Source organism: Alishewanella jeotgali KCTC 22429, from assembly GCF_000245735.1.
Lineage (GTDB): Bacteria > Pseudomonadota > Gammaproteobacteria > Enterobacterales > Alteromonadaceae > Alishewanella > Alishewanella jeotgali.
This window is the reverse complement of record NZ_AHTH01000036.1, coordinates 1-20,649: the sequence shown is the minus strand read 5'-3', so window position 1 is coordinate 20,649 and position 20,649 is coordinate 1. Positions and strand designations below refer to the sequence as shown.

The 20,649-nt window shown below is 45.0% G+C and carries 17 protein-coding genes and 2 pseudogenes; 8 read left to right on the top strand and 11 right to left on the bottom strand.

Annotation, left to right across the window (positions count from 1 at the left end):
- Nucleotides 1-15 precede the first annotated feature (15 nt).
- From merD to AJE_RS18220, 3 genes and pseudogenes are all read left to right on the top strand, one after another.
- Complete coding sequence (gene merD, locus AJE_RS10590) at nucleotides 16-381, top strand: mercury resistance co-regulator MerD (RefSeq protein ID WP_008950834.1); 366 nt, start codon at nucleotides 16-18, stop codon at nucleotides 379-381.
- Complete coding sequence (merE, locus tag AJE_RS10585; RefSeq protein WP_001087807.1) at nucleotides 378-614, top strand: broad-spectrum mercury transporter MerE; 237 nt, start codon at nucleotides 378-380, stop codon at nucleotides 612-614. The genes merD and merE overlap by 4 nt, the downstream gene beginning before the upstream one ends.
- Nucleotides 615-679: 65 nt before the next feature.
- Nucleotides 680-784, top strand: a pseudogene (locus tag AJE_RS18220) (DUF3330 domain-containing protein); the annotation flags it as partial.
- Between the two features lie 11 nt (nucleotides 785-795).
- Here AJE_RS18220 and lspA read toward each other — a convergent pair.
- Nucleotides 796-1,308, bottom strand: coding sequence for a signal peptidase II (lspA, locus tag AJE_RS10580; protein ID WP_008950833.1), 513 nt, complete (start codon nucleotides 1,306-1,308; stop codon nucleotides 796-798).
- Nucleotides 1,309-1,311: 3 nt separating this feature from the next.
- Nucleotides 1,312-2,208: a cation efflux transmembrane domain-containing protein gene (locus AJE_RS10575; RefSeq protein ID WP_004781121.1), complete on the bottom strand. Its 897-nt coding sequence runs from the start codon at nucleotides 2,206-2,208 to the stop codon at nucleotides 1,312-1,314.
- Between the two features lie 95 nt (nucleotides 2,209-2,303).
- Here AJE_RS10575 and cadR point away from each other — a divergent pair, with 95 nt between their 5' ends.
- Nucleotides 2,304-2,711, top strand: a complete 408-nt coding sequence (gene cadR / locus AJE_RS10570) for a Cd(II)/Pb(II)-responsive transcriptional regulator (protein WP_001219640.1) — start codon at nucleotides 2,304-2,306, stop codon at nucleotides 2,709-2,711.
- Nucleotides 2,712-2,864: 153 nt separating this feature from the next.
- Here the strand turns inward: cadR and AJE_RS10565 are convergent, their stop codons facing one another.
- Nucleotides 2,865-5,189, bottom strand: coding sequence for a heavy metal translocating P-type ATPase (locus AJE_RS10565; protein ID WP_082628927.1), 2,325 nt, complete (start codon nucleotides 5,187-5,189; stop codon nucleotides 2,865-2,867).
- A gap of 316 nt (nucleotides 5,190-5,505) precedes the next feature.
- Between AJE_RS10565 and AJE_RS10560 the strand changes: the two genes are divergently transcribed.
- Nucleotides 5,506-6,189 (top strand): heavy metal response regulator transcription factor, encoded by a 684-nt coding sequence (locus AJE_RS10560; protein ID WP_008950831.1) that lies wholly within the window; start codon nucleotides 5,506-5,508, stop codon nucleotides 6,187-6,189.
- Between the two features lie 3 nt (nucleotides 6,190-6,192).
- On the top strand, nucleotides 6,193-6,399 hold the full coding sequence (locus AJE_RS10555) for a hypothetical protein (RefSeq protein WP_008950830.1): 207 nt from the start codon (nucleotides 6,193-6,195) through the stop codon (nucleotides 6,397-6,399).
- 414 nt (nucleotides 6,400-6,813) lie between these two features.
- On the opposite strand, the gene AJE_RS10550 is transcribed toward AJE_RS10555, so the two are convergent.
- From AJE_RS10550 to AJE_RS10530, 6 genes and pseudogenes are all read right to left on the bottom strand, one after another.
- Nucleotides 6,814-8,289, bottom strand: coding sequence for a SulP family inorganic anion transporter (locus tag AJE_RS10550; protein ID WP_008950829.1), 1,476 nt, complete (start codon nucleotides 8,287-8,289; stop codon nucleotides 6,814-6,816).
- A 755-nt stretch (nucleotides 8,290-9,044) separates the two neighbouring features.
- Nucleotides 9,045-9,166: pseudogene (locus AJE_RS18215) on the bottom strand (IS3 family transposase); the annotation flags it as partial.
- Between the two features lie 23 nt (nucleotides 9,167-9,189).
- A complete protein-coding gene (locus AJE_RS10545) occupies nucleotides 9,190-10,410 on the bottom strand; it encodes a hypothetical protein (RefSeq protein ID WP_008950828.1) in 1,221 nt (406 codons plus the stop codon).
- Entirely contained in the window at nucleotides 10,403-13,195 is a 2,793-nt protein-coding gene (locus AJE_RS10540; RefSeq protein ID WP_008950827.1) for a site-specific integrase, read from the bottom strand. Before AJE_RS10540 ends, AJE_RS10545 begins: the two co-directional genes overlap by 8 nt.
- Before the next feature lie 3 nt (nucleotides 13,196-13,198).
- Complete coding sequence (locus AJE_RS10535; RefSeq protein WP_008950826.1) at nucleotides 13,199-15,409, bottom strand: hypothetical protein; 2,211 nt, start codon at nucleotides 15,407-15,409, stop codon at nucleotides 13,199-13,201.
- Nucleotides 15,406-15,972, bottom strand: coding sequence for a hypothetical protein (locus tag AJE_RS10530; RefSeq protein WP_008950825.1), 567 nt, complete (start codon nucleotides 15,970-15,972; stop codon nucleotides 15,406-15,408). Before AJE_RS10530 ends, AJE_RS10535 begins: the two co-directional genes overlap by 4 nt.
- 1,232 nt (nucleotides 15,973-17,204) lie before the next feature.
- On the opposite strand from AJE_RS10530, the gene drt2 reads away from it, so the two are divergent.
- Both drt2 and AJE_RS18785 read left to right on the top strand, forming a co-directional pair.
- The gene (drt2, locus tag AJE_RS10525) at nucleotides 17,205-18,194 is read left to right on the top strand and encodes an antiviral reverse transcriptase Drt2 (RefSeq protein ID WP_237709341.1); all 990 of its coding nucleotides are present in this window, start codon (nucleotides 17,205-17,207) and stop codon (nucleotides 18,192-18,194) included.
- 39 nt (nucleotides 18,195-18,233) lie between these two features.
- Nucleotides 18,234-18,476, top strand: coding sequence for a hypothetical protein (locus AJE_RS18785; protein ID WP_237709340.1), 243 nt, complete (start codon nucleotides 18,234-18,236; stop codon nucleotides 18,474-18,476).
- Between the two features lies 1 nt (nucleotide 18,477).
- Here AJE_RS18785 and AJE_RS10520 read toward each other — a convergent pair whose 3' ends face one another.
- Nucleotides 18,478-18,981 (bottom strand): hypothetical protein, encoded by a 504-nt coding sequence (locus AJE_RS10520; RefSeq protein ID WP_008950824.1) that lies wholly within the window; start codon nucleotides 18,979-18,981, stop codon nucleotides 18,478-18,480.
- A gap of 48 nt (nucleotides 18,982-19,029) precedes the next feature.
- Nucleotides 19,030-19,923: a hypothetical protein gene (locus AJE_RS10515; RefSeq protein WP_008950823.1), complete on the bottom strand. Its 894-nt coding sequence runs from the start codon at nucleotides 19,921-19,923 to the stop codon at nucleotides 19,030-19,032.
- Between the last annotated feature and the right edge of the window lie 726 nt (nucleotides 19,924-20,649).

Below are 20,649 nucleotides of genomic sequence, written 5' to 3'. Positions count from 1 at the left end.
AAAAGGAGGTGTTCAATGAGCGCCTACACAGTGTCCCGGCTGGCCCTTGATGCCGGGGTGAGCGTGCATATCGTGCGCGACTACCTGCTGCGCGGATTGCTACGGCCGGTCGCGTGCACCACGGGCGGCTACGGCTTGTTCGATGACACCGCGTTGCAACGGCTGCGCTTTGTACGGGCTGCCTTCGAAGCGGGTATCGGCCTGGACGCACTGGCGCGGCTGTGCCGGGCGCTGGATGCTGCGGACGGTGACGGTGCGTCTGCGCAGCTTGCCGTGTTGCGGCAACTCGTCGAGCGTCGGCGCGAGGCCCTGGCCAGCCACGAAATGCAACTGGCCGCCATGCCAACCGAACCGGCACAGCACGCGGAGAGTCTGCCATGAACAGCCCAGAGCACTTGCCGTCTGAGACGCACAAACCGATCACCGGCTACTTGTGGGGCGCGCTGGCCGTGCTCACCTGTCCCTGCCATTTGCCGATTCTCGCCATTGTGCTAGCCGGCACGACGGCCGGCGCGTTCATCGGGGAGCACTGGGGTATTGCAGCCCTCACGCTGACCGGCTTGTTTGTCCTGTCTGTGACGCGGCTGCTGCGGGCCTTCAAGGGAAGATCATGACCGCTTCCCAGCCAGCCGAGAGTGGGCAGCTTTGAGCTTCGCTACCAATCTGGAGGAGTACCACCATGAACGCAAACGCCCCGAACACTGCCAGTTGCACCACCTGCTGCGTATGCTGCAAAGAAATTCCGCTCGATGCCGCCTTCACCCCGGAAGGCGCGGAATTGTATAGGCGTAGGTGTCAGTCAGATCCATCCGGCTCGGCATTGGTGTTTGCTTTTTTACCCAACAAGCTGCTGGAAACGAAAAGTAAGGCACCGAGGACAATTGCAATATCAGCCAGGTTGAAGGCCGGCCAATGCCAGTCTCGCCAATAGAAATCAAAGGAATCCACAACATAGCCGCGAAAGACCCGGTCAATCAGGTTGCCCATGGCGCCACCGAGGATAAGACTGTAAGCGATGGCTTCTCCTTTATGACGATTTTCAAGGATCAGCTTGATCAGAAAAATCGAGACCACTACCGCGATTCCGATAAAAAAGTAGCGCTGCCAGCCTCCACCATTCGCAAAAAGACTGAATGCGGCACCGGTATTCCATACGTGTACCCAGTTAAAGAATGAGGTCACTGAAATAGACTCGCCATATGCCATTGATTGTTGCACCAGCCATTTTATGGCCTGATCAGACGCTGCCAGCAGGCCCGATATGGACAACAGAGCGTACGGTGACAGATGTTTGCTAAAAATGGACATTGCTTAATCCTTGAGCGCCAGAATGCGTCTAGCACCGTTAAGTACAATTACCCCCGCGATGGTGCCGATAATCAGATCCGGATAATTGGACCCGGTCCACGCGACCAGAGCGCCGGCGGTGATGACCCCCAGGTTGATCACCACGTCGTTGGCCGAGAATATCCAGCTTGCCTTCATGTGCGCCCCGCCCTCCCGATGTTTGGATATGAGCAGCAGACAACTGGTATTGGCAATCAATGCGACGAATGCGATAGCCATCATCACCAGCGATTCAGGCTCACTACCGAATACAAAGCGTCTCACCACCTCTATGAGTACGCCCACAGCCAAGATCAGTTGCAGTACACCAGCAAGATGCGCGGCACGTACCTGCATTTTCACGCTATGTCCAACCGCATAAAGGGCAAGCCCGTACACCGCCGCATCGGCAAAATTGTCCAGGGATTCTCCAATCAGGCCGGTGGACCGGGCGATCAGACCGGCAGTCATTTCCACCACGAACAGAAGTGCATTGATGCCGAGCAACCAGCGCAGGGTCCCGGATTCTTGCTTAGCAGAAGCTGCCGAAAACTCGGCGGCCTTGATGGTCTCCGGATTTGCAGCGACGGTTTCCTGAAGCGAGGCGCCTAGCCCCAAGGTCTTCAGTTTCGAGGTGACGGGCTCGACCTCACCGTCATGCACGACCTTCAACCGGCGGTTCGACAAGTCGAAGGACAGTGCCCGAATCCCCTCAACGCCGTTCAGGGCCAGGCGAATCATGCGCTCTTCTGATGGACAGTCCATCTTCGGCACGGCATAAACACTGACCCATTCCCCCGACGCATCGGAGGAGGCCTGCATATCGGTATCCGCCGCAGGCCTTGCATGGTCGCCACAGGGGCCTCCGCAGTTTTTACTCATGATATGACTCCACTTGAATGTGATCGGGTTTTCATTTAAAACTATATAGTAGCTATAATGTCAATAGCGTAGAGAATCCGTTGCGGAGGAACCCGATGCGTATTGGTCAGTTGGCACAGTCAGTAGGGGTAGATACACAGACGATCCGCTTCTACGAACGGCAGGGCTTGTTGCCGCCGCCTGGTCGGCAGGAGAACGGTTACCGTGTCTATACCGAGAAACACGTTGAGCGGCTGGCCTTTATTCGTCGCTGCCGCATCCTGGATCTGTCACTGGCAGAAATTCACGAACTAAAGCGCTATCAGGACGACCCTCATCAGTCCTGTACCGCTGTCAATGCCTTGCTCGATGATCACATCTCTCATGTGCGCTCGCAGATAACCGCTCTACAGGCGCTTGAGAAACAACTCGTTTCACTAAGAGCGCGTTGCAACGATGACCGGGAAGTTAAGGCGTGTGGGGTTCTTGCTGGAATTAGCGAAGGAAACATGCACCAGCAGTAGGTGAAGCATCAACCAGATAATCCGATGAGATGCCGGTCTGTCTCACTCTCATGCAAAGGTAAGATCAACCATTTAATCCCTTTACCCGAAAAACCGAAGAAAAATGGCGAGTAGAGACTCGCCATTTTCCGCTACCCCCTCGACGTATCCAGCTTAAACCGAACCACGAAGCCGCAGCGAGTTGAATACAACGGACGCTGAACTCAGACTCATCGCCAGGGCTGCAAACATGGGTGATAGAAGCAACCCGGCAAACGGGTACAGGACGCCAGCAGCCAGTGGAACGCCTAACGCATTATAAATGAACGCAAAACCAAGGTTCTGCTTCATATTGAGAACAGTCTTGTTTGACAGGTCCCGGGCAATCGAGATACCCCGCAGGTCTCCTTTTACCAAGGTGATTTGCGCACTGTTCATCGCTACGTCCGTCCCGGTTCCCATAGCGATACCGACATTCGCCTTGGCCAGTGCCGGGGCATCGTTGATGCCGTCGCCCGCCATCGCAACGATGCAACCTTCTGATTGAAGCTTATCAACCAGATTCAGCTTGTCGGCCGGTTTCACTTCGCCATGAACTTCGTCTATGCCTAGTTGTTCGGCGACCGCTTTTGCCGTTGAAATACCGTCACCAGTAGCCATGATGACCCTGATTCCCGCGGCCTTGAGCGCCTGTACCGCTTCAGGGGTGCTCTGTTTGATGGGGTCGGAAACGGCGAGTAGGCCGACCAGTGTGCCGTCAACCGCCAGGTACATCACACTCGCACCCTTTATCCTCCATCCCTCAGCGGTGGCAGCCAGGCCATCAACATTGACGTTATCCTGCTGCATGAACGCAGTGTTGCCCAACAGCAGTATTTTGCCTTCAACCTTGCCCCGTACGCCTATGCCGCTACCCGAGTCAAAGTCGTCCACTGGGCTGAGCACCAAATTACGTTCGCGCGCAGCGCTGACAATAGCGTCAGCCAAAGGATGCTCGCTGCCTTGATCGAGGCTGGCAGCCAGGCGCAAGATTTCATCGGCGTCCAACTCGCCAGCGGAAACAGCCTGATCGAATGCGGGTCGGCCTTCTGTCAAGGTGCCGGTCTTGTCTACGATGAGCGTATCGACTTTGCGCAGATTTTCTATTGCTGCTGCATCACGAAACAGAACACCCTGGGTTGCGCCTCGTCCGGTAGCAACCATGACTGACATGGGCGTTGCGAGCCCCAACGCACAAGGGCAAGCGATGATCAGAACAGCGACCGCATTGATCAGGCCATAGACCCAGCTTGGCTGCGGGCCGAACATGCCCCACACGACCAAGGTGAGGATGGCGATGGCTACCACCGCCATGACAAAGTAACCCGCCACCAAATCAGCCATCCGTTGCATCGGCGCCCGAGAGCGTTGGGCCTGAGCCACCAACTGGACAATTTGTGACAACACAGTGGCCGAGCCGACTTTCTCCGCCCGGATCACAAGTGCACCAGAGGTGTTCATCGTTGCCCCTATGACCTTGTCACCCGGGCGCTTGCTGATGGGTAACGATTCACCAGTCAACATGGATTCATCGAGAGAACTTGCACCCTCTTCAACAATGCCATCGACAGGAACTTTCTCACCGGGACGTACGCGTAAACGATCACCTTCATGCACATGCGTCAGCGGTACATCTTCTTCTGTTCCGTCTGCATTGATACGGCGGGCCGTCTTGGGCGCCAGACCGAGCAATGACCGGACGGCAGCGGATGTCTGGGAACGCGCGCGAAGCTCCAGCACCTGACCAAACAGCGTAAGGGAAATGATCACCACTGCGGCTTCGAAATAAACCGCCACACGCCCCATGGACATGAATGTTTCCGGAAATATACCGGGAGCTACGGTTGCCAGCGAGCTGTAGACGAAGGCGGCACCGGTACCCAAGCCGATGAGCGTCCACATGTTGGGACTGCGGTTGACCACTGATTGCCAACCCCGTACGAAGAACGGCTGTCCGGCCCACAGCACCACGGGAAGCGACAGTACAAGCTCTATCCACGTTTGCGTCGCCATCTCGAACCAGCCAAGCTGTGGCCCAAACATGGCAAGCACCGTGACAATGACGGTAAAAGGCAATGTCCACCAGAATCGCCTGGAAAAATCGTCCAGCTCGGGATTGTCATCTTCCAGACTGGGCATCAGGGGTTCAAGTGCCATGCCGCATTTAGGGCAGGTTCCGGGGTTGTCCTGACGTATTTCCGGATGCATCGGGCACGTATAAATTGTGCCTTTGACCGCTTCCGAGGGAGGTGGCGGGGTTGGTGAAAGAAACTTCTCAGGGTCATGCTGGAATCTATTCATGCATTTGGTGCTGCAGAAGTAGTAAGTTTTACCCGCATGCTCAACATGCTGGGCAGAGTCTGCCGTTACACCCATGCCGCAGACCGGGTCTGTAAGCCCTGAGCCCGTGTGGGAGGGTGTATGGTGATGACAATGAGACTCAGAATTATCGTGACCCATGGATAAGCACCTTTTCAAATAAGCAGGCAGTTTGCGCCGCGTTTTTTGCGGCTTCTTAAAGGAGGAGATTACATGAATCATGATACCATAAACTTATTAGTTAAAGATGACCAGGCTGCTCCCGCAAGCATTACATTTTAGTCATGTTATGCGAACAACGCTTTTCTCACCGATATAACCTAGCTTCCGGCCACCAACATTACATATTTGTCATTTTCTGGTCATGTTGTGGGCAGATTTCAGACTATAAAATTGATATTGACGACAATGAAATGGACTGGCTTCCTTGGCCTGAACTGTAGAGCGGAGTGGAACGATGAAGATTCTCATCGTAGAAGATGAAGTAAAAACTGGGGATTATATCCGGCAGGGCTTCATGGAATCCGGCTTTGTGGTAGATCTCGCCCGGACCGGGCTCGATGGTCACCACCTGGCGATTACCGGCTCGTATAACTTGATTGTCCTTGATGTAATGCTGCCTGATGTGGATGGCTGGCGAATTATGCAGTCATTGAGAGAGGCCAGTTCCATCACGCCTGTGTTATTTCTCACCGCAAGGGACAGTGTAGAAGACCGGGTCAAGGGTCTGGAATTGGGAGCGGACGACTATCTGGTCAAGCCTTTTGCCTTTTCGGAGCTGCTGGCACGAGTACGTACATTGTTACGGCGCGGTGCTGCGCCGGTTTTTCAGGATCAACTCCAGGTGGCTGACCTGATGCTGGATATACCTCGCCGTCGCGCACAGCGACATGGCGTGAGTATCAACTTGACCAACAAGGAGTTCACCCTACTTGAACTCCTTGTGCGGCGCCAAGGAGAAGTGTTACCACGCTCATTGATCGCTTCCCAGGTGTGGGACATGAATTTTGACAGTGACACCAATGTCATCGATGTTGCTATCCGGCGGCTGCGCGCGAAGATCGATGATGATTTTGAACCAAAGCTGATTCATACCGTACGCGGCATGGGTTATATGCTTGACGTGACACAGCCAGGCTAGCCCATGAAAAGACGCCCGCCATCTCTGGTCGTTAGACTCACCGTCTCCATTGGCGCTGTGATAACCGCTGTTCTCCTCACCTTTGGCTGGATGATGGAGCGCTCTATCAATAATCATTTCGTCCAGCAGGATGTGGATGAGCTCAATTCAGTAGTTCAGGCGTTGCAATACCTCCTCGCGACCGTACCGGCTGTAGTGGCTCATATCTGATCTGACAGTTGAGCCGAGAGGTTCCAATCCAACCCGACAGTCAGTTATGAGGAAATTTGGACTTTAGAACAGCCGATTTTCAAAAAATAAATGTCCGCTTTGCCTTAATTGCAGACATTCGATTTTTCGAGAGCCCTGAGTGTTATCTCTAATTAGATGGTCTAATTCAATGTGTCACTACATTCCAAGCAATGTGCTTTAAGAGAGACTTTCGGACTGTTTATGAAACAAGCAAAGTGAAGTCAAGGTGCCGTTTTGCTGTTGCGATTTAGAACAGGAATATCAAGACAATCTAATCGACGGCCCAAAGCAATGTAGGCGGCGTGCATCAGGGTGGCACTGTGCAGGATACCATCCTGCTACGTTAATCCGAAGCAGGATGGGTTACACACGGCACTATCTATGATGCATCAGTTAATGTATCAGTCGTTCAATCGCATCCGGTTTGTTGTGAATAGCAAATTTATCCACCAAGGTGGCGCTTGCTTCGTTTAGCCCAATTACCTCGACTTCAATGCCTTGGCGGCGCAGTTTCAAGACGACTTTATCCAGTGAACTGACCGCGGTGATGTCCCAAAAATGAGCGTGGGTTAAATCAATCCGCACCTTGGGCAAGGTTTCACCGAAATCAAAGCTTTGCACAAAGGGTTCAGCAGAAGTGAAAAACACCTGGCCGGTGACAGTGTAAATACGGCATTGTCCATCGGCGGTTACAGCAGCCTCAATGGCCAGCAACTGGCCAATTTTATTGGCAAAAAACAGCGCACTCATTAATACGCCCACAAACACACCCAGCGCCAGATTGTGGCTGTACACTACCACTGCGACCGTCGAAAGCATCACAATGCTGGAGCTTTTCGGATTGGTCCGCATGTCTTTGACCGACTGCCAGTTGAACGTGCTAATAGAAACCATAATCATCACGGCAACCAGCGCCGCCATCGGAATATGGCCGACCCAATCACCTAAGAATACGGCAAAACACAACAACAACACACCGGCCAACAGCGTCGACAAACGGGTGCGACCACCAGATTTGACGTTAATCATCGACTGGCCAATCATGGCGCAACCGGCCATGCCACCGATTAAACCTGAGCCAATGTTGGCAATGCCTTGCCCAACACACTCACGGTTTTTATTACTGTTGGTATCGGTTAAATCATCAACAATTGTGGCGGTCATCAGTGATTCGAGCAGACCGACCAGTGCCAACGCCAGCGAATAAGGGAAGATAATTTGCAGGGTTTCAAAAGTCAGCGGCACTTCTGGCCATAAAAACACGGGCAGGCTATCAGGCAGCTCGCCCATATCGGACACAGTGCGCACATCAATGCCAAAATACAGTGCGATACCGGTGAGCACCAAAATACACACCAGCGGTGATGGCACAGCTTTGGTTACCAGCGGCAACAGGTAAATAATGCCTAAACCGGCAGCAGTCATTGCATAAACAAGCCAAGTGACATTGGTCAGCTCTGGGAGCTGCGCCAGAAAAATCAAAATAGCCAGTGCATTGACAAACCCCGTCACGACCGAGCGCGATACAAAACGCATCAGCTCACCCAGTTTCAGCACACCAAACAGAATTTGCAGCACGCCACAGAGCAGCGTGGCAGCCAATAAATACTGCAAACCATGCTCTTTGACCAAGGTGATCATCAACAGCGCCATCGCGCCGGTCGCCGCAGAAATCATCGCCGGACGGCCACCGGCAAACGCCGTGATCACGGCAATGGCAAAGGAGGCGTATAAACCAACTTTTGGGTCTACCCCGGCAATAATCGAAAAGGCAATAGCCTCTGGAATAAGGGCGAGTGCGACAACGATTGCGGATAACACATCCGCACGGACATTAGACAGCCAATGCTGCCGAAGGGAATTCAACATATTCATTTCCAAAACAGCAGATCACCAAGTGATCTGAAAAACCAACCAGCTGCAACAACTGCGACTCACGAGCGAAGCCTCATAAACAAAAGCAGGGCGCAACCACAAAAAGCACCTGAGCTTTTATTGATAGTAAGTGAGAACACAGTGAACTACATCGGGGGTATCCATCCTGTTTTGGTAAATATGGGCTTATGTTATCAAACTTTGTCTACCTGTTCAGCTAATCATTCTGTTGGCAGCTAAGCATGGATAGAAATTCCAGTTCATCACATTTGAAAATGCTTGGGTGTCTTCAAAATTTCTTTTTTACGAGTTGGCAAGGCGAGAACTTCACGAAAATTTCGAGAGCCTCGGTATATTCGGTCGCCGCAATGTCCGCTTTCAGTGAAAAGCTCCGATTTAATCGAATCTCAGTGAATTTCTGCTATTGGCACAAAGCCACTATCCGACGAACTGGGACTATCCATGGAGTGATGGTGCGATTAATTTGCAACACGTAGTAAGGAACCTTTGTACTGTGGTGGTAAATTAAGTGCCATTAACAATAAATGGGAACGGCAGCTCATTTTGGAGAGTTAAGAAAACAAAATATCTTACACTTTGGTCAGGCTCTTGGATTGCCAGAGGCACTTTCGCAAGGATTATTGAACAAATAAAAAAGACAATCTTGCCGACTGCAGATAAGTTGTCTGTCCAAGTTGCTAAAGTGTACTATTTTATGATCTGAGTTCATTCTAACCATTGGATCATCACTCAAACCGGGCTACTTTTGGTTCTTCGCGAAGTAGGTGGCCGCCTTTTTTAAGATGGCCAAATCCTCTGCCTGCTCAGCCAATTGACGCTTCAAACGCGCAACTTCAGCAGCAAGCTCTGAACTAGTTCAGACTGGTCGTTCCGTTACCAGTCTTCCTCATCGGTCTGAATTTTTTTAATAATTAGATAGCAATCCGCTGAACGTGACGAAAATTTCAGAACTTCAGACTCCCTTTCTAAACCTGCAACTAAAATCGTTTTTGGGCCAAACAATTGCAGTCCTTTTTCGAAAATATCGCGGCGCACTACAAAAGGCGCACTATCAACATCAACATGATTCTGGGCATTGATGAGATCTTTAGATGAGTTTATTTCTGTGACAGAAAATCCGTGTAAAACATTATCTTTAAAATGCAGTTTTGCAAACTCATCTGATAATGCCTTTGAGATTTTCAATTCTCCAATAAATTGCATCAGACCTCGATTGCAAAATTCCACTTCACCGCCTGAAAAAGTTTGCTGCCCCTTATCTAAATAAATCTCAGACAAACATATCAGCGGAATTTGAACATAAAAGCGAGAATATTCAATTGCAAACCAGTTCTCAGTCACCAGTACAAAGCAATTATGGCTAGATGCTGTTTTAAAACCTGCAAGTACGTCTTTTAGGCATTGAAATGAATCTATACTCACTGCCCTGAGCTCATCTTTTTCAAAATCTCTTTCAAGCAACTTTACAGACGCGTTGACCGCGAAAGATTGCAATCTCAATGTCAGACCCTTCGAAGAAAAATGAAATAAAATAACTGGCTTCGAAGATTTATTGACCAGCTTTGCAATCGCATACACTTGCTCTAATTTCGTGACCAGTTCACCATGCACTGGAAATTTAAAATCGCCTACGGCAAATTCTCCGGATACATATTCTATAGATGATGCATATTCATCGACATTAATTTTGTAGGGGGAATGCCCTCTCACATCATCGAATAATTTCTCGTCATTAAAAAACTGGTTATTAATCGCTGAAAAAAAATTGATATTACCGTCTGAGTCAAATTCAAAACAGCCACTAACATTGTATGCATCCCGATTCCCAATTTTATCTAAACCAATCCTCAGCGATTCGATACTAATTGTAAAATTCGATTCAAAATCAGGAACTTTAACACAGGGTAAATTACAGAAAACTTTCCCGGGCCCCATATCTGATCGAGACTTGACAGTGAGAATATCGCTACCATGTTTTGTATACATTAACAGCTCAGTGTTTCGTCCAAAAAAGCAATTTGCCTTTCCTGTGGTACCACACAGAGCTTTAACCAGAACATTTAATAAAAAACCTGTCACATATATTTTATTCATTGGAACCACCGGCTATCAACTCAAGATACAGATTAAAAAATTTAACCACCGCTTTGAATGCAAGAACTTTTTCACTACTTGATTTTAAAAATTTGAGAGATAAAAAATTGGCTTCTCCGACTTCTAAATTAATTAGTTCACTGAATCTGTAATAATTAATTGCTTCTTGCCACGGCAAAGGCAATTGCCCATCAGAATGATGAAAAAATATTAATTTAAATTGGTAGGGACAGGTCAAACTCAAGACCTTCAGAAAATGCCGCAGTGTTCTGACATCCGTTATGCGGTCAGCCTCGATCATTCGCTGCGTTGCTTTAAATGCATTGCGCACATTGGAATTGACCGTTATCTCATTCGCCATTTCCGCACATTTCAGAAAACATGTGCGTTTATATTGGCTAATCTCCTGATTTTTGGAACTGGGCAGATTTTTTTGCAGAAAACTTTTTAATTCGCCTGCGCACTTATCAGGCGATTCGATGAAGGCAAACACTTCATCTATAAACGTCAGGAAGGTGACGTGCTTCTTAGTATTGACAGCGCAATGTAGCTTAGTGCTCTTCTTGCCCACTTTTTTACAATTCGTAAAACCATGAATTAAATTTTTAAATGGGACTGACCCGTTCTTTAAATTTGAGTGAATAAAATCGTACTTGTAGTTATTTCCGTATATCGCAGAGATAAACTCCTCATCCGGATTAAATGCTCGTATGGGATTTATTTCAAACTCAAGCAGACCTAATGTATGCCAATAACTTGCAGCGGTAATAGCTGGGGAGCAGTGTCCCAATGATGTTGAAACAATTTCAAATATGGGTGTAATGATTGATAATTCTCGGCCAGCACGTCTGAAATCTTCTCTGATATTTTTTAGCGCCGACTCTGAAAATAACTCATGATTCAGAAATGAATATTTAGTTATCAAATCAGATCGATAAAACGCGGCGATGAATAACATCCACAGCTGGTTATTTGCTGCACAATGTCTTAACGAATGCACCACTAAATCATCTATACCTGAGGCCGCTTTCAGAGCCTTCATGACAGAATCCAGATAGTAATTAATAAATCTGGGCTCAAATAAAAACTCGCCCCCTTCATCGATGCGCCGTTTGCAAAATGCTTTAAATGAATTGTGCAAACTGGGGGGTATATATGACAAAAATACCCGGCGATAGCCTGCTCCGGATTTACGCAATTCATCATTTGAAACGTAAATACATCTATCTGAAATGTCGATGATTTTTAGCCCTTCAGCTTCTGAATTTCTCAGACCCAGGTAATAGCAAAGCCTTAGAAACCAGAGAGTATGTGAAAAAATTGATTCAATTGAATTTTCTGCTACGTTTTCAAGGATGTGCTCAAAGATTTCTGGAGCGAGGTAATGCGAACGCACGTGCATTGCACCCGCCCCGCGATATTCAAGACGTGTCTCATCAAAAAATTTTACTGCGGTGTGGGTATACAGAAATTGAAGAAAAATCAAAATGGTATTTTGAATACTGGGGGAGGTGATCCCAATGATCGCGTCTGCTACATAATCAGTTAAATCATTGAGCACGCCTTGATTTTCTTGTGCATGAGCAATGAGATTGTCGTCACAAAAACAATTATTAATAAAATTCTGAATGCGCGATGAGTACTCAAGTACAGTTGAAATTCGAAGCCGATCTTTCCACGGTGTACCGTGAATAAAAATTTTTACGCAGTAATGAATAGAAAAAAACGTGATGGCGCTACAGCGCGTTCGTGACATCTCTAACAACTGATAAAGTTTAACGGAGGCTGACTTAAATGCAGACCCTTGGTGCCGCTCTCTGGTAGACTCTGCTCGAAATCGATTTAGGGTCAGACTTAGCACGTCAAACGCCTCTTTATCAAAATCTGAGCAAAAATAACCGTAATGTTCGAAAGCCATTTCTGACGGCGATGGCAGAAGTCCGTCAATATCAAATTTTTTCAGTCGGCCTTTCCTCGTTTTCAGTTGTGTATCAAGTTCATCGGCTTGATGAATCTGCGTTAGAGCAAAGATGTAGGAGGGCAGACTGAGCTCGTGATCCAATTGGCCGAGCGTCCGTGAAAAAATGGGTTTTGTCATCAGGTTAACGGCCATTAACGCGTGGTTGAAATCGAAATCTGACCTAAAATCAAGATGATCTGACCATTTTCTAAACAGCTTCTTCAGATCCTTATCAGACGTTGCGTGCTGTCGCAGCTCACAAATTTTTTTGATTAAAAATAGGCAAATACCATCGAGAAAAAATAATTTTTCATCCGCTTTTGAAATACATATTTCAGAATCCAAAATAATATAATTGGAATGTGTTGAGATGAGTGCTCTAATCGACTGCAAATTTTCTATGCCCGAATGCCTGGCGAGTAGGATTAACAAAGAAATAAGTCTGACATCCTCATCGACGTTTTTAGCACCTTGATATGCCGCAGCAATGAGAGTGTTGCATAAATTGACACCCGGCAGAGTTTCATTCCAGAACTGTTCGGGCGCCTCAACCGGTAACAGTATTGGCGGTGGGATGATATTTTTCTGTGCCCCTGCGTAATATTCAAATAACGCTGAGAGCGATTTTTGTAGCACTGTTATCTCAATATTTGAATGTGCATATTCGTAAACCCTCGAAGCAGATTGACTCAACAAATTGGGGGCAACCGGTACATTCCTGAATAATCGAGTTGACTCAATCACATGGATGGCAAAGTCCACGTAATTTTTATGCAAAAAAGCATCTTTTTCGAACGCGGCTATGAGTAGATCGCTCAGATTCATAGGTTATAAAATCCTCGTCAAGGCATTGATTATCATGCGATCCTGTTCAGCATATTTACTGTCATATAATGCAATTGCCTGTTGCTGCATCGCTATCAATTGCGCTGGTGCAGCCATGGCAAAACGTGACCAAACACTCACTCCCGCGCGCGAATGATTCAGAAGCATGTCTAATTTGCGCTGATTGAAATTAGAGCTGAGAAAAATATGACCAGTCGCGGCTGTGTGTCGCATTGAATACGCTGAGAGCTGCTCATTTGTGATGAGCTCTAATTGTTCATTTATCACAGCGCGTTTTAGTGAAATCCAGCCGTTTTGCCAGAACATTAGGCAATTAGCAGGAGGAGAAAGAGGCACTCTCTTTGAAAATGCTTCCGCCGCGCGACGCCAACATGCTAATAGTGAGGCAGCGGAGGGTGCTAACACAATTAGCCTGCGCTCCTCTTGCGAATGTACCCTTTTGTCTGCAACAGTAAAAATGCCGTGCGCTAAATCTGTATGAGCTAAATTAGGATAGGGTTCATTGACAGGTCGCAGTCCAGACGTGCTCGCGATGCGCATATGAATGTACAGCGCAGCGTTGTTAAGCACGCCAACAGGACTGAGACCGCCAATTTTCTTTGAGAAATCATTAAAAAACGCATCGTAAACATCGGTACGAATTGTGATTTTAGAACCGACATGGTTATAAATCTCATCTCCGGAGACAGAAATGCTATTGCTATCTGCTGTTTGGTCTTTAATGTGAATTCGTAATGCACTACAAAATCTCCGCCAGATTTTTAGCACGTGGCCTGAAAATTCGGCTGCAGTAAAACACACATAGTGTTGTTGAATCGCGGGTTGACCAGACAAATATCGCATCATGCTTTCGGGCACAGTTTCACGACTGAATGCTAAAAAAGCAGAATGAATTGCACGTATGGTGATCGATTTTCTACTTAAGCCCGAATTTTTAAGACCAGTCCTGAGCCATTTTTTATATTTTTGCTCTGTCATATCAAACGCTACATTTAGCGCATGCGCTCTCCGTTTATCAGGTCCAATACTATGAAGCACAATATGAAACATTAGTGTCAGAGGATGAGGCAACTCAAATGAAATACGATCAACTGTTTGATAATGAATTCTATCGTCACAAACAGCAGGGGGATTGGTTTTTAAGAAATTTGCAGGCAAACTCAACCGGCACAACGTTGATTTCACGTTGCCCACAAAAGAATATTCCACATATATTTCGTTCTCATCAGGCAAAAAATCTTTTTTAGATGACAGGTTTCGCAAAACAATAGAAAGTGGATTTTTTAAACCAAAGAAACTCAAAAATAAAACAATCAATTTCTTCCCTGTATCAATAGAAATTTTTGAGTACTCACCTGTTTTTAAATGCGGGCATAGAACATCAAAAAGCAGCGAAACTTCATCAGGCAACGCGTACTTTATGCTCGAAAAAACACATAACTCGACATTGTAGAATGCACGTTGCATACCTGATTTTTGTTTATTAAATTTGTTTTTTTGCTGAGTAGTAGTTAATGGAATTTCAGTCTCGAGTTTTAAAAAGGATCCTCCCTCAGATTCGTCGAAATTTGAAACATTGACTGCTGAAACTTTAAAACCATCATATTCATCAATCACTTCCGATATAACATAGTCATTTGAAATGACACTTTTCTTATCACAATCCAGCCTCTTGAAAGGATGATTAAGATATTGAACTATTAATTCATAATCAAAAACATTAGATTCTTTTGCATTTTCAAAATATTTTTTGAGACCCAAACTTGATAAGGATAAAATTTCTCTTACAGAGAGGATTGTAGATTTAGGTCGCTCAATGAAAACTTTATAAAAATCAAGATAAGCGCTGTAATCAGCATTTCCCCGACAATTAAATACATGAGCTAATATTGCGATTTGGCGATTTGGCTCGCAGTCCTCCAAAATGTCATTACCAGGTACTCTGATCAAAAGAAGCGTTGAAATAAATGGGAATTTTTTAAGATACGTAAATAACTCCTTTCGAGTAACGTAATTTTCATCACTTGAAGCTACATCATTTAATTTTAAAACCCAAGTCTCATACAGTCTTTTCAAGTACTCCTGTGGATTTTCAATTATTAAAAGATATTTAATAAAAACAAGTAGCCGATCCGAAATTGACTCAATTTTAAAATCTAAAGGTATGTTAAAGTGCTCATAAATTTCTTTCATTTCGACATCGTCCTCTTAGGGATATGGGAAAGCTCTGAGCTCAAATCTAATTTTAAATTTTCGCTAGGTTTAATTTCACAACTCTTATTTTTATAAATTGCGCTTCGGTGCATTCTAACTATTTTTGAAATTGCACCGGCACTTATAAAGCCCTGAATTCCAACTTCTTTTCTCAGTAAGTCCTCAATTAAAAAAACTGTTTTAAAATCAAAAACGGAAAAACAGTCCAAATAGGCTCTTGCAATGATTTTTTCATGAAGAGATTCACGTTTTTTTAAGGATTGAATATTGAAATTTATTTCACGTTCAGGTTGCAAGCACGCTACAGCTTTTAGTAGTACATAATTTTCATATGCATAAAGTTTTCCGCCGCTTTTTAAAACATTGCTTCCAGAGATTTTTTCCAATAAATAATTTTCTTTATTTGAATCAAATAAATATTGAACAAGATTTAATGCAACCTGAAGCTCTTTAATTGCATGCGAGTTGCGTGTAACAGCAAAATTAATCTTCTTGAGTGCTATAGCGTTCACGATGAGCAGCTCCTGCAAATAACTACGCATAGACTAACCCAGATTTTCGGCGGGTCATTTACACAGAAACCCTTTTTTTGGGCTGTCTGTGTATAAAAATTTTTATACAGAAAAAGACATATATCTCGGGGGGGAGGGAATTTATTCTATATATTTCAATCGTTTAAATATGTACGTTTGGCAAGAATGTGGGCATATTGCTGTTTTCCTCCGCATGTTGCATCACAAACATGCCCAGCACAACACAGAATTTTTTTGACGCCACAAAACTGGAAAAGATCTAAATGAGGGAGCAGCAACGAATCCATCATGGAACAATAAACAGAAAATTAATGACTCCAGAAGGGATATACTTGGTAAGAGATTTCGTGTTGAGTAAAGTGGATAGCAGTGACCAACTAATATTGACTGTTGACCCTTTTTTATCGTTCAACCAATCCCGCTAACGGAAGAACGACGATATACGCTCAGGGCGTGTAGCGGACGTTAACGGCAATCACACGGTTAACGGTAGCAGGCTGATATCCCTCTTCCCTTTCTTTGTGTGAGGCAATACCCATTTGCAGCTTCATCACATGATTAACCGTCAGCTCGTCATAACGTAAGCCGAGGATACTGCGACAGTGGTCAACAAGACGTTACTCATTACGCTGCTGGGTCTTTTTGGACTTTTAGCTTGCGGTAAATAGAATTGGTAAAAGAGCTCCGACACCGTTGGCATCGCCCGCAACTTAGCTTTTTCTTCCCGTGTGCGAAATTTTACTTTGCAACAACGTTTAGTTCTTTTGCCAGTTTGCTGTACGAGAGTTCTGATAACACGTATAAGCGAACTTTGGTACATGAAAAGCGAAATTTCTGCATTTTGGCACAAAGACGATCTTCACTTTGAGCGAATAGCAGACATCTCGAGCCTAATTCCAACGAAACTATAGAGTGGAGCTTATTTGTTCTTGAATGTTACTAAATAAGGTAATAATATGAATTTGCTTAGCTCTTGAGGGGCTAAGGTGTATCACAAGCTGTCAAGGGCTACCTGAACCATGAACTGGAACAGGCGCTTCTTGAAGCTACAGCAGACGGTTAATAGACTCACGTCGAACACTCCTGACACTATGATATTATACATCATACCTGACATTTGTGGCCCAGCGTCTAGCGCTGTGAATGCGTAATAAAATACGTTTGTTAAGCCTGGATCGGGAATTGGAAGGCCACAATCCCTTACCTTTCCAGGTTTTGCACTTAGCAGCAAGGATTAGCTGATGGTAAAAAAACATGATTGGTATCGAATGCGTGGCTATATCCATTTTGATGCACCAATCGGTTTAAAGAAGGCAACGGCAATAGTTACAAATACCAAGCGTGTTGCCACACATGCCTTTTTCCCCTTGTTACATTACACCATCGAAAGCTTCAAGGTTGTTAAGAACAGCCACGGTGAAGTTGAAAAGAGAATAAAACAACGCCCTATAGCTTATGCTAGCCATCTTGATTCCCATATTTATTCATATTACTCCAGAGTATTGTCTGCTAGATATGAGGTCGCTCTGCAGGAAAGAGGTTTAGATAAGAATGTAATTGCATTCCGAACTCTGGGTAAGAATAATATCGATTTTGCTAATGACGCTTTTGAGGAAGTGAAAAAGCGTAGATCATGCAGCGCCATAGCACTTGATATAACAGGTTTTTTCGACAATTTAGATCATCAAATATTAAAAGAGCATTGGTGTTACCTTTTAGGGGCCGACAAGCTGCCAAATGATCATTTCAATGTATTTCGCTCAATTACCCGCTTTTCGAAAGTATGCCGTGATACGGTATATGAGCTATTAAAAATAGCGAAGAACAATCCAAAAAATGGTCGATTTAAAATATGTCCAGAAGTGTTCCGTCGCGTTATTCGTGCAAATAAGTTAATTCAGGTAAATACAGATTCAAAGGGAGTACCACAAGGTTCTCCTATTAGCGCTCTTTTATCGAATATTTATATGTTGACGTTTGATGTTGCAGCTAAGAATATCTCTGATCAGTACAATGGCTGTTACTACAGATACTGTGATGACATGTTATTTATTGTCCCGACGGCTTATAAAGACTTAGTAGAGAAGGCTGTAATCGCTGAAATTGCCAAAGTAAAACTAGATATTAACCCTAAAAAAACTGAGGTCCGTGATTTCTGGCCGTCTGGTTCCGTGATGCAATCAAATAAACCGTTACAGTACCTTGGTTTTATTTTTGATGGGCAGCACTAATTAATTCGCTCAGCAGCTTTGGCAAAATTTTCGGGCCGAATGAAATCAGGCGTTCGCCTGGCTAAAAAAACTCAGCGCAAGGCTAACTTCAAGGAAATTATTGCCGGTAAGGAAGTTACCAGATTATTTAAACACAAGCTTTATGAACGTTATTCACACCTCAGCAATCGAAATTTCGTTACCTACGGCTATCGTGCCGCAAAAATTATGCAGTCGCAGGCAATCCGGAAACAATTAAAGCCTTTGTGGGGGCGACTTCAGAGTGAAATGACGGATGATTAAGTTATGCAAATGTATTTTTGGTTTTATGAACTGACAACCAATCAATATGTGCTTTAAGTGATTCAAATTCTCGCAAGTCAATATGGCGGCCTTTTAATTTCTTTTTACAGCGAGACAAATAATCTTCAATAGCTGCTAAAACACCATCATTTGTTTTATCCCAAATCTCGCATTCAGCGACTAGCTTATGTGCCTTGAATTCGAACTGCTTCTTTCTTGTTTTTACTTTTCTTCGTGGCTCAGTACTCCAGTATTCACCTCGAACCTGGCTTCCCATGAAGAAAAGTTTAATGTACCCAATAACCTCATTGAATTCCCAATCACCACCATATGACGAGCGGTGACTTTTTCTCCAATTCTCCACCAAACTCGGATTGCTATGCCGGAAGCTTGCATCCCATGATTTTGAGATTAGTCTCTCAAAGTCATCATTCATTTTCGAAAAATACTCACTCTCAGGCAATCGATAAACTGGAATTACCAAGAAATAATCATCAAAGATCACAATTTTTCCTTGATTGCATAACGTCGCAGTGCTTGGCTTGGTTAAATTTCACCTGCGCTTGTGCTCCGTCCTAGATGCTATATCTGGAATAGAGTCAGCAGGACTCACTACTGTTTGTACTTTCGCGCGATCTTTTAGCCTTTTTTGAGCAATATAGGCAAAAGACTTACCAGTTCTCTCTGCTTCTTGTTGCATCTCATAGATCTCTTCACCAGAGATCGGATTATCCCTTGCATCAATCATTGTCGAAAAGTGATAAACCGCTTCATCTTCGTTGTCTGACCGAGTTGTATGCTCAAGAATATCATTTAAGTCGACGCTTACGGCTTTTTGCATTCCGGAGCCGATCGCTCCAAAGTCCTGTTTGAACCAATCAGATTGCTCAATACTATTTTTCAGGACAAACAAATCGTAGTCAGTAAAAGGAACATGAAAGTCATTAAAGTTTATAAACTGCCGCCCATCAATCCGCATTTGGAAATGGTAATGTGGGTAGTTTATCGAGGTTCCTTGGTGCCCGTCGAAATCATTTTTAGAGCAGTCAAATGTCCATTCAATATTTTTCCACTTCACTGTGTAGGATAAAACCTTCCGTTCCGACCTTTCGTCATCTAAATCGTTAATATTTGAAAGCAATTTCTCTTGATTCGCACACCATCGAACGAATGCAGCTATGTTTCCGTAGCCGTATTTCTCATATACTTTCGGAAAGTCCTTTTTCTCGAACTTGCATTGTCTCAAGAGCCAATGCAAGCAGGGATTATCCTTGCTTATAGTCTTGAAAGGCTTGCCGCATAAATAGCAAATTCCTTTTTCGTATCCGGCCTTGAAGGCTTGGACTTGTCTTTGATGTTCCTCGTTATTGAGGCGATTCATCTCCTCTACTTCCTCAGGAGACATGCTTTCAAAAATCTGTCGATATTTCTCAGTATCTTGTTGCACGAAATCTTCCCGTGGAATTTAACAATTATTCGGCAGGTCGACCCGTAATTAAGCATGGATCAACCTGCTTTTGTAAATTTTTTATAAAGAACAGTACTCCTTTATCTTAAGGCTTACAACAGCTTATAGATATAATTGATGTTAAATTCGGCCGACAAGTACGGGTTCATCCGTCTATCAAAGCACTGGTAGCACTATCACTATATTGGATATAAACACAGTAACTAAGCGTCGAATGAATGGTAAAAAATGTCCGCTTTTGGCACTTAGTGAAGATTCACAGATCAAATTGGCACCTTATTACTCGTTGAGTTTGTGATGAATATCATCATATTCTTCGATCATCTCTGCCAAGTTATCAAATTTATCACCTTCAGCCGTGCCTGGTTCAGCTTCAAGCATGCTTCTAATGCCGCGGCATATTCCTGCTCATTTTTAATGGATGGCTTGGTCATCTTAATGTTTCCCCTGTGAATCGATTTGCCAGTAATAGAACTTACAAAATGGGTTTATCTCTATCCCGCATGGGGTCATGCAAGCTAGGGTAGCTGCGACTAACAAATACCCTACCCCGGCTTTAATTACTAATTCTTAGTTGCGTTTTGTGAGTAAACTATCAATCTCGATACACGTTTTGAGTAAGTTGCCTGAGGGATCCCCACAAATTGCTCCCCCATATTATCCACACTCTATCAGATCGTCCGGTGTCCAGCACCACTGAGCTAT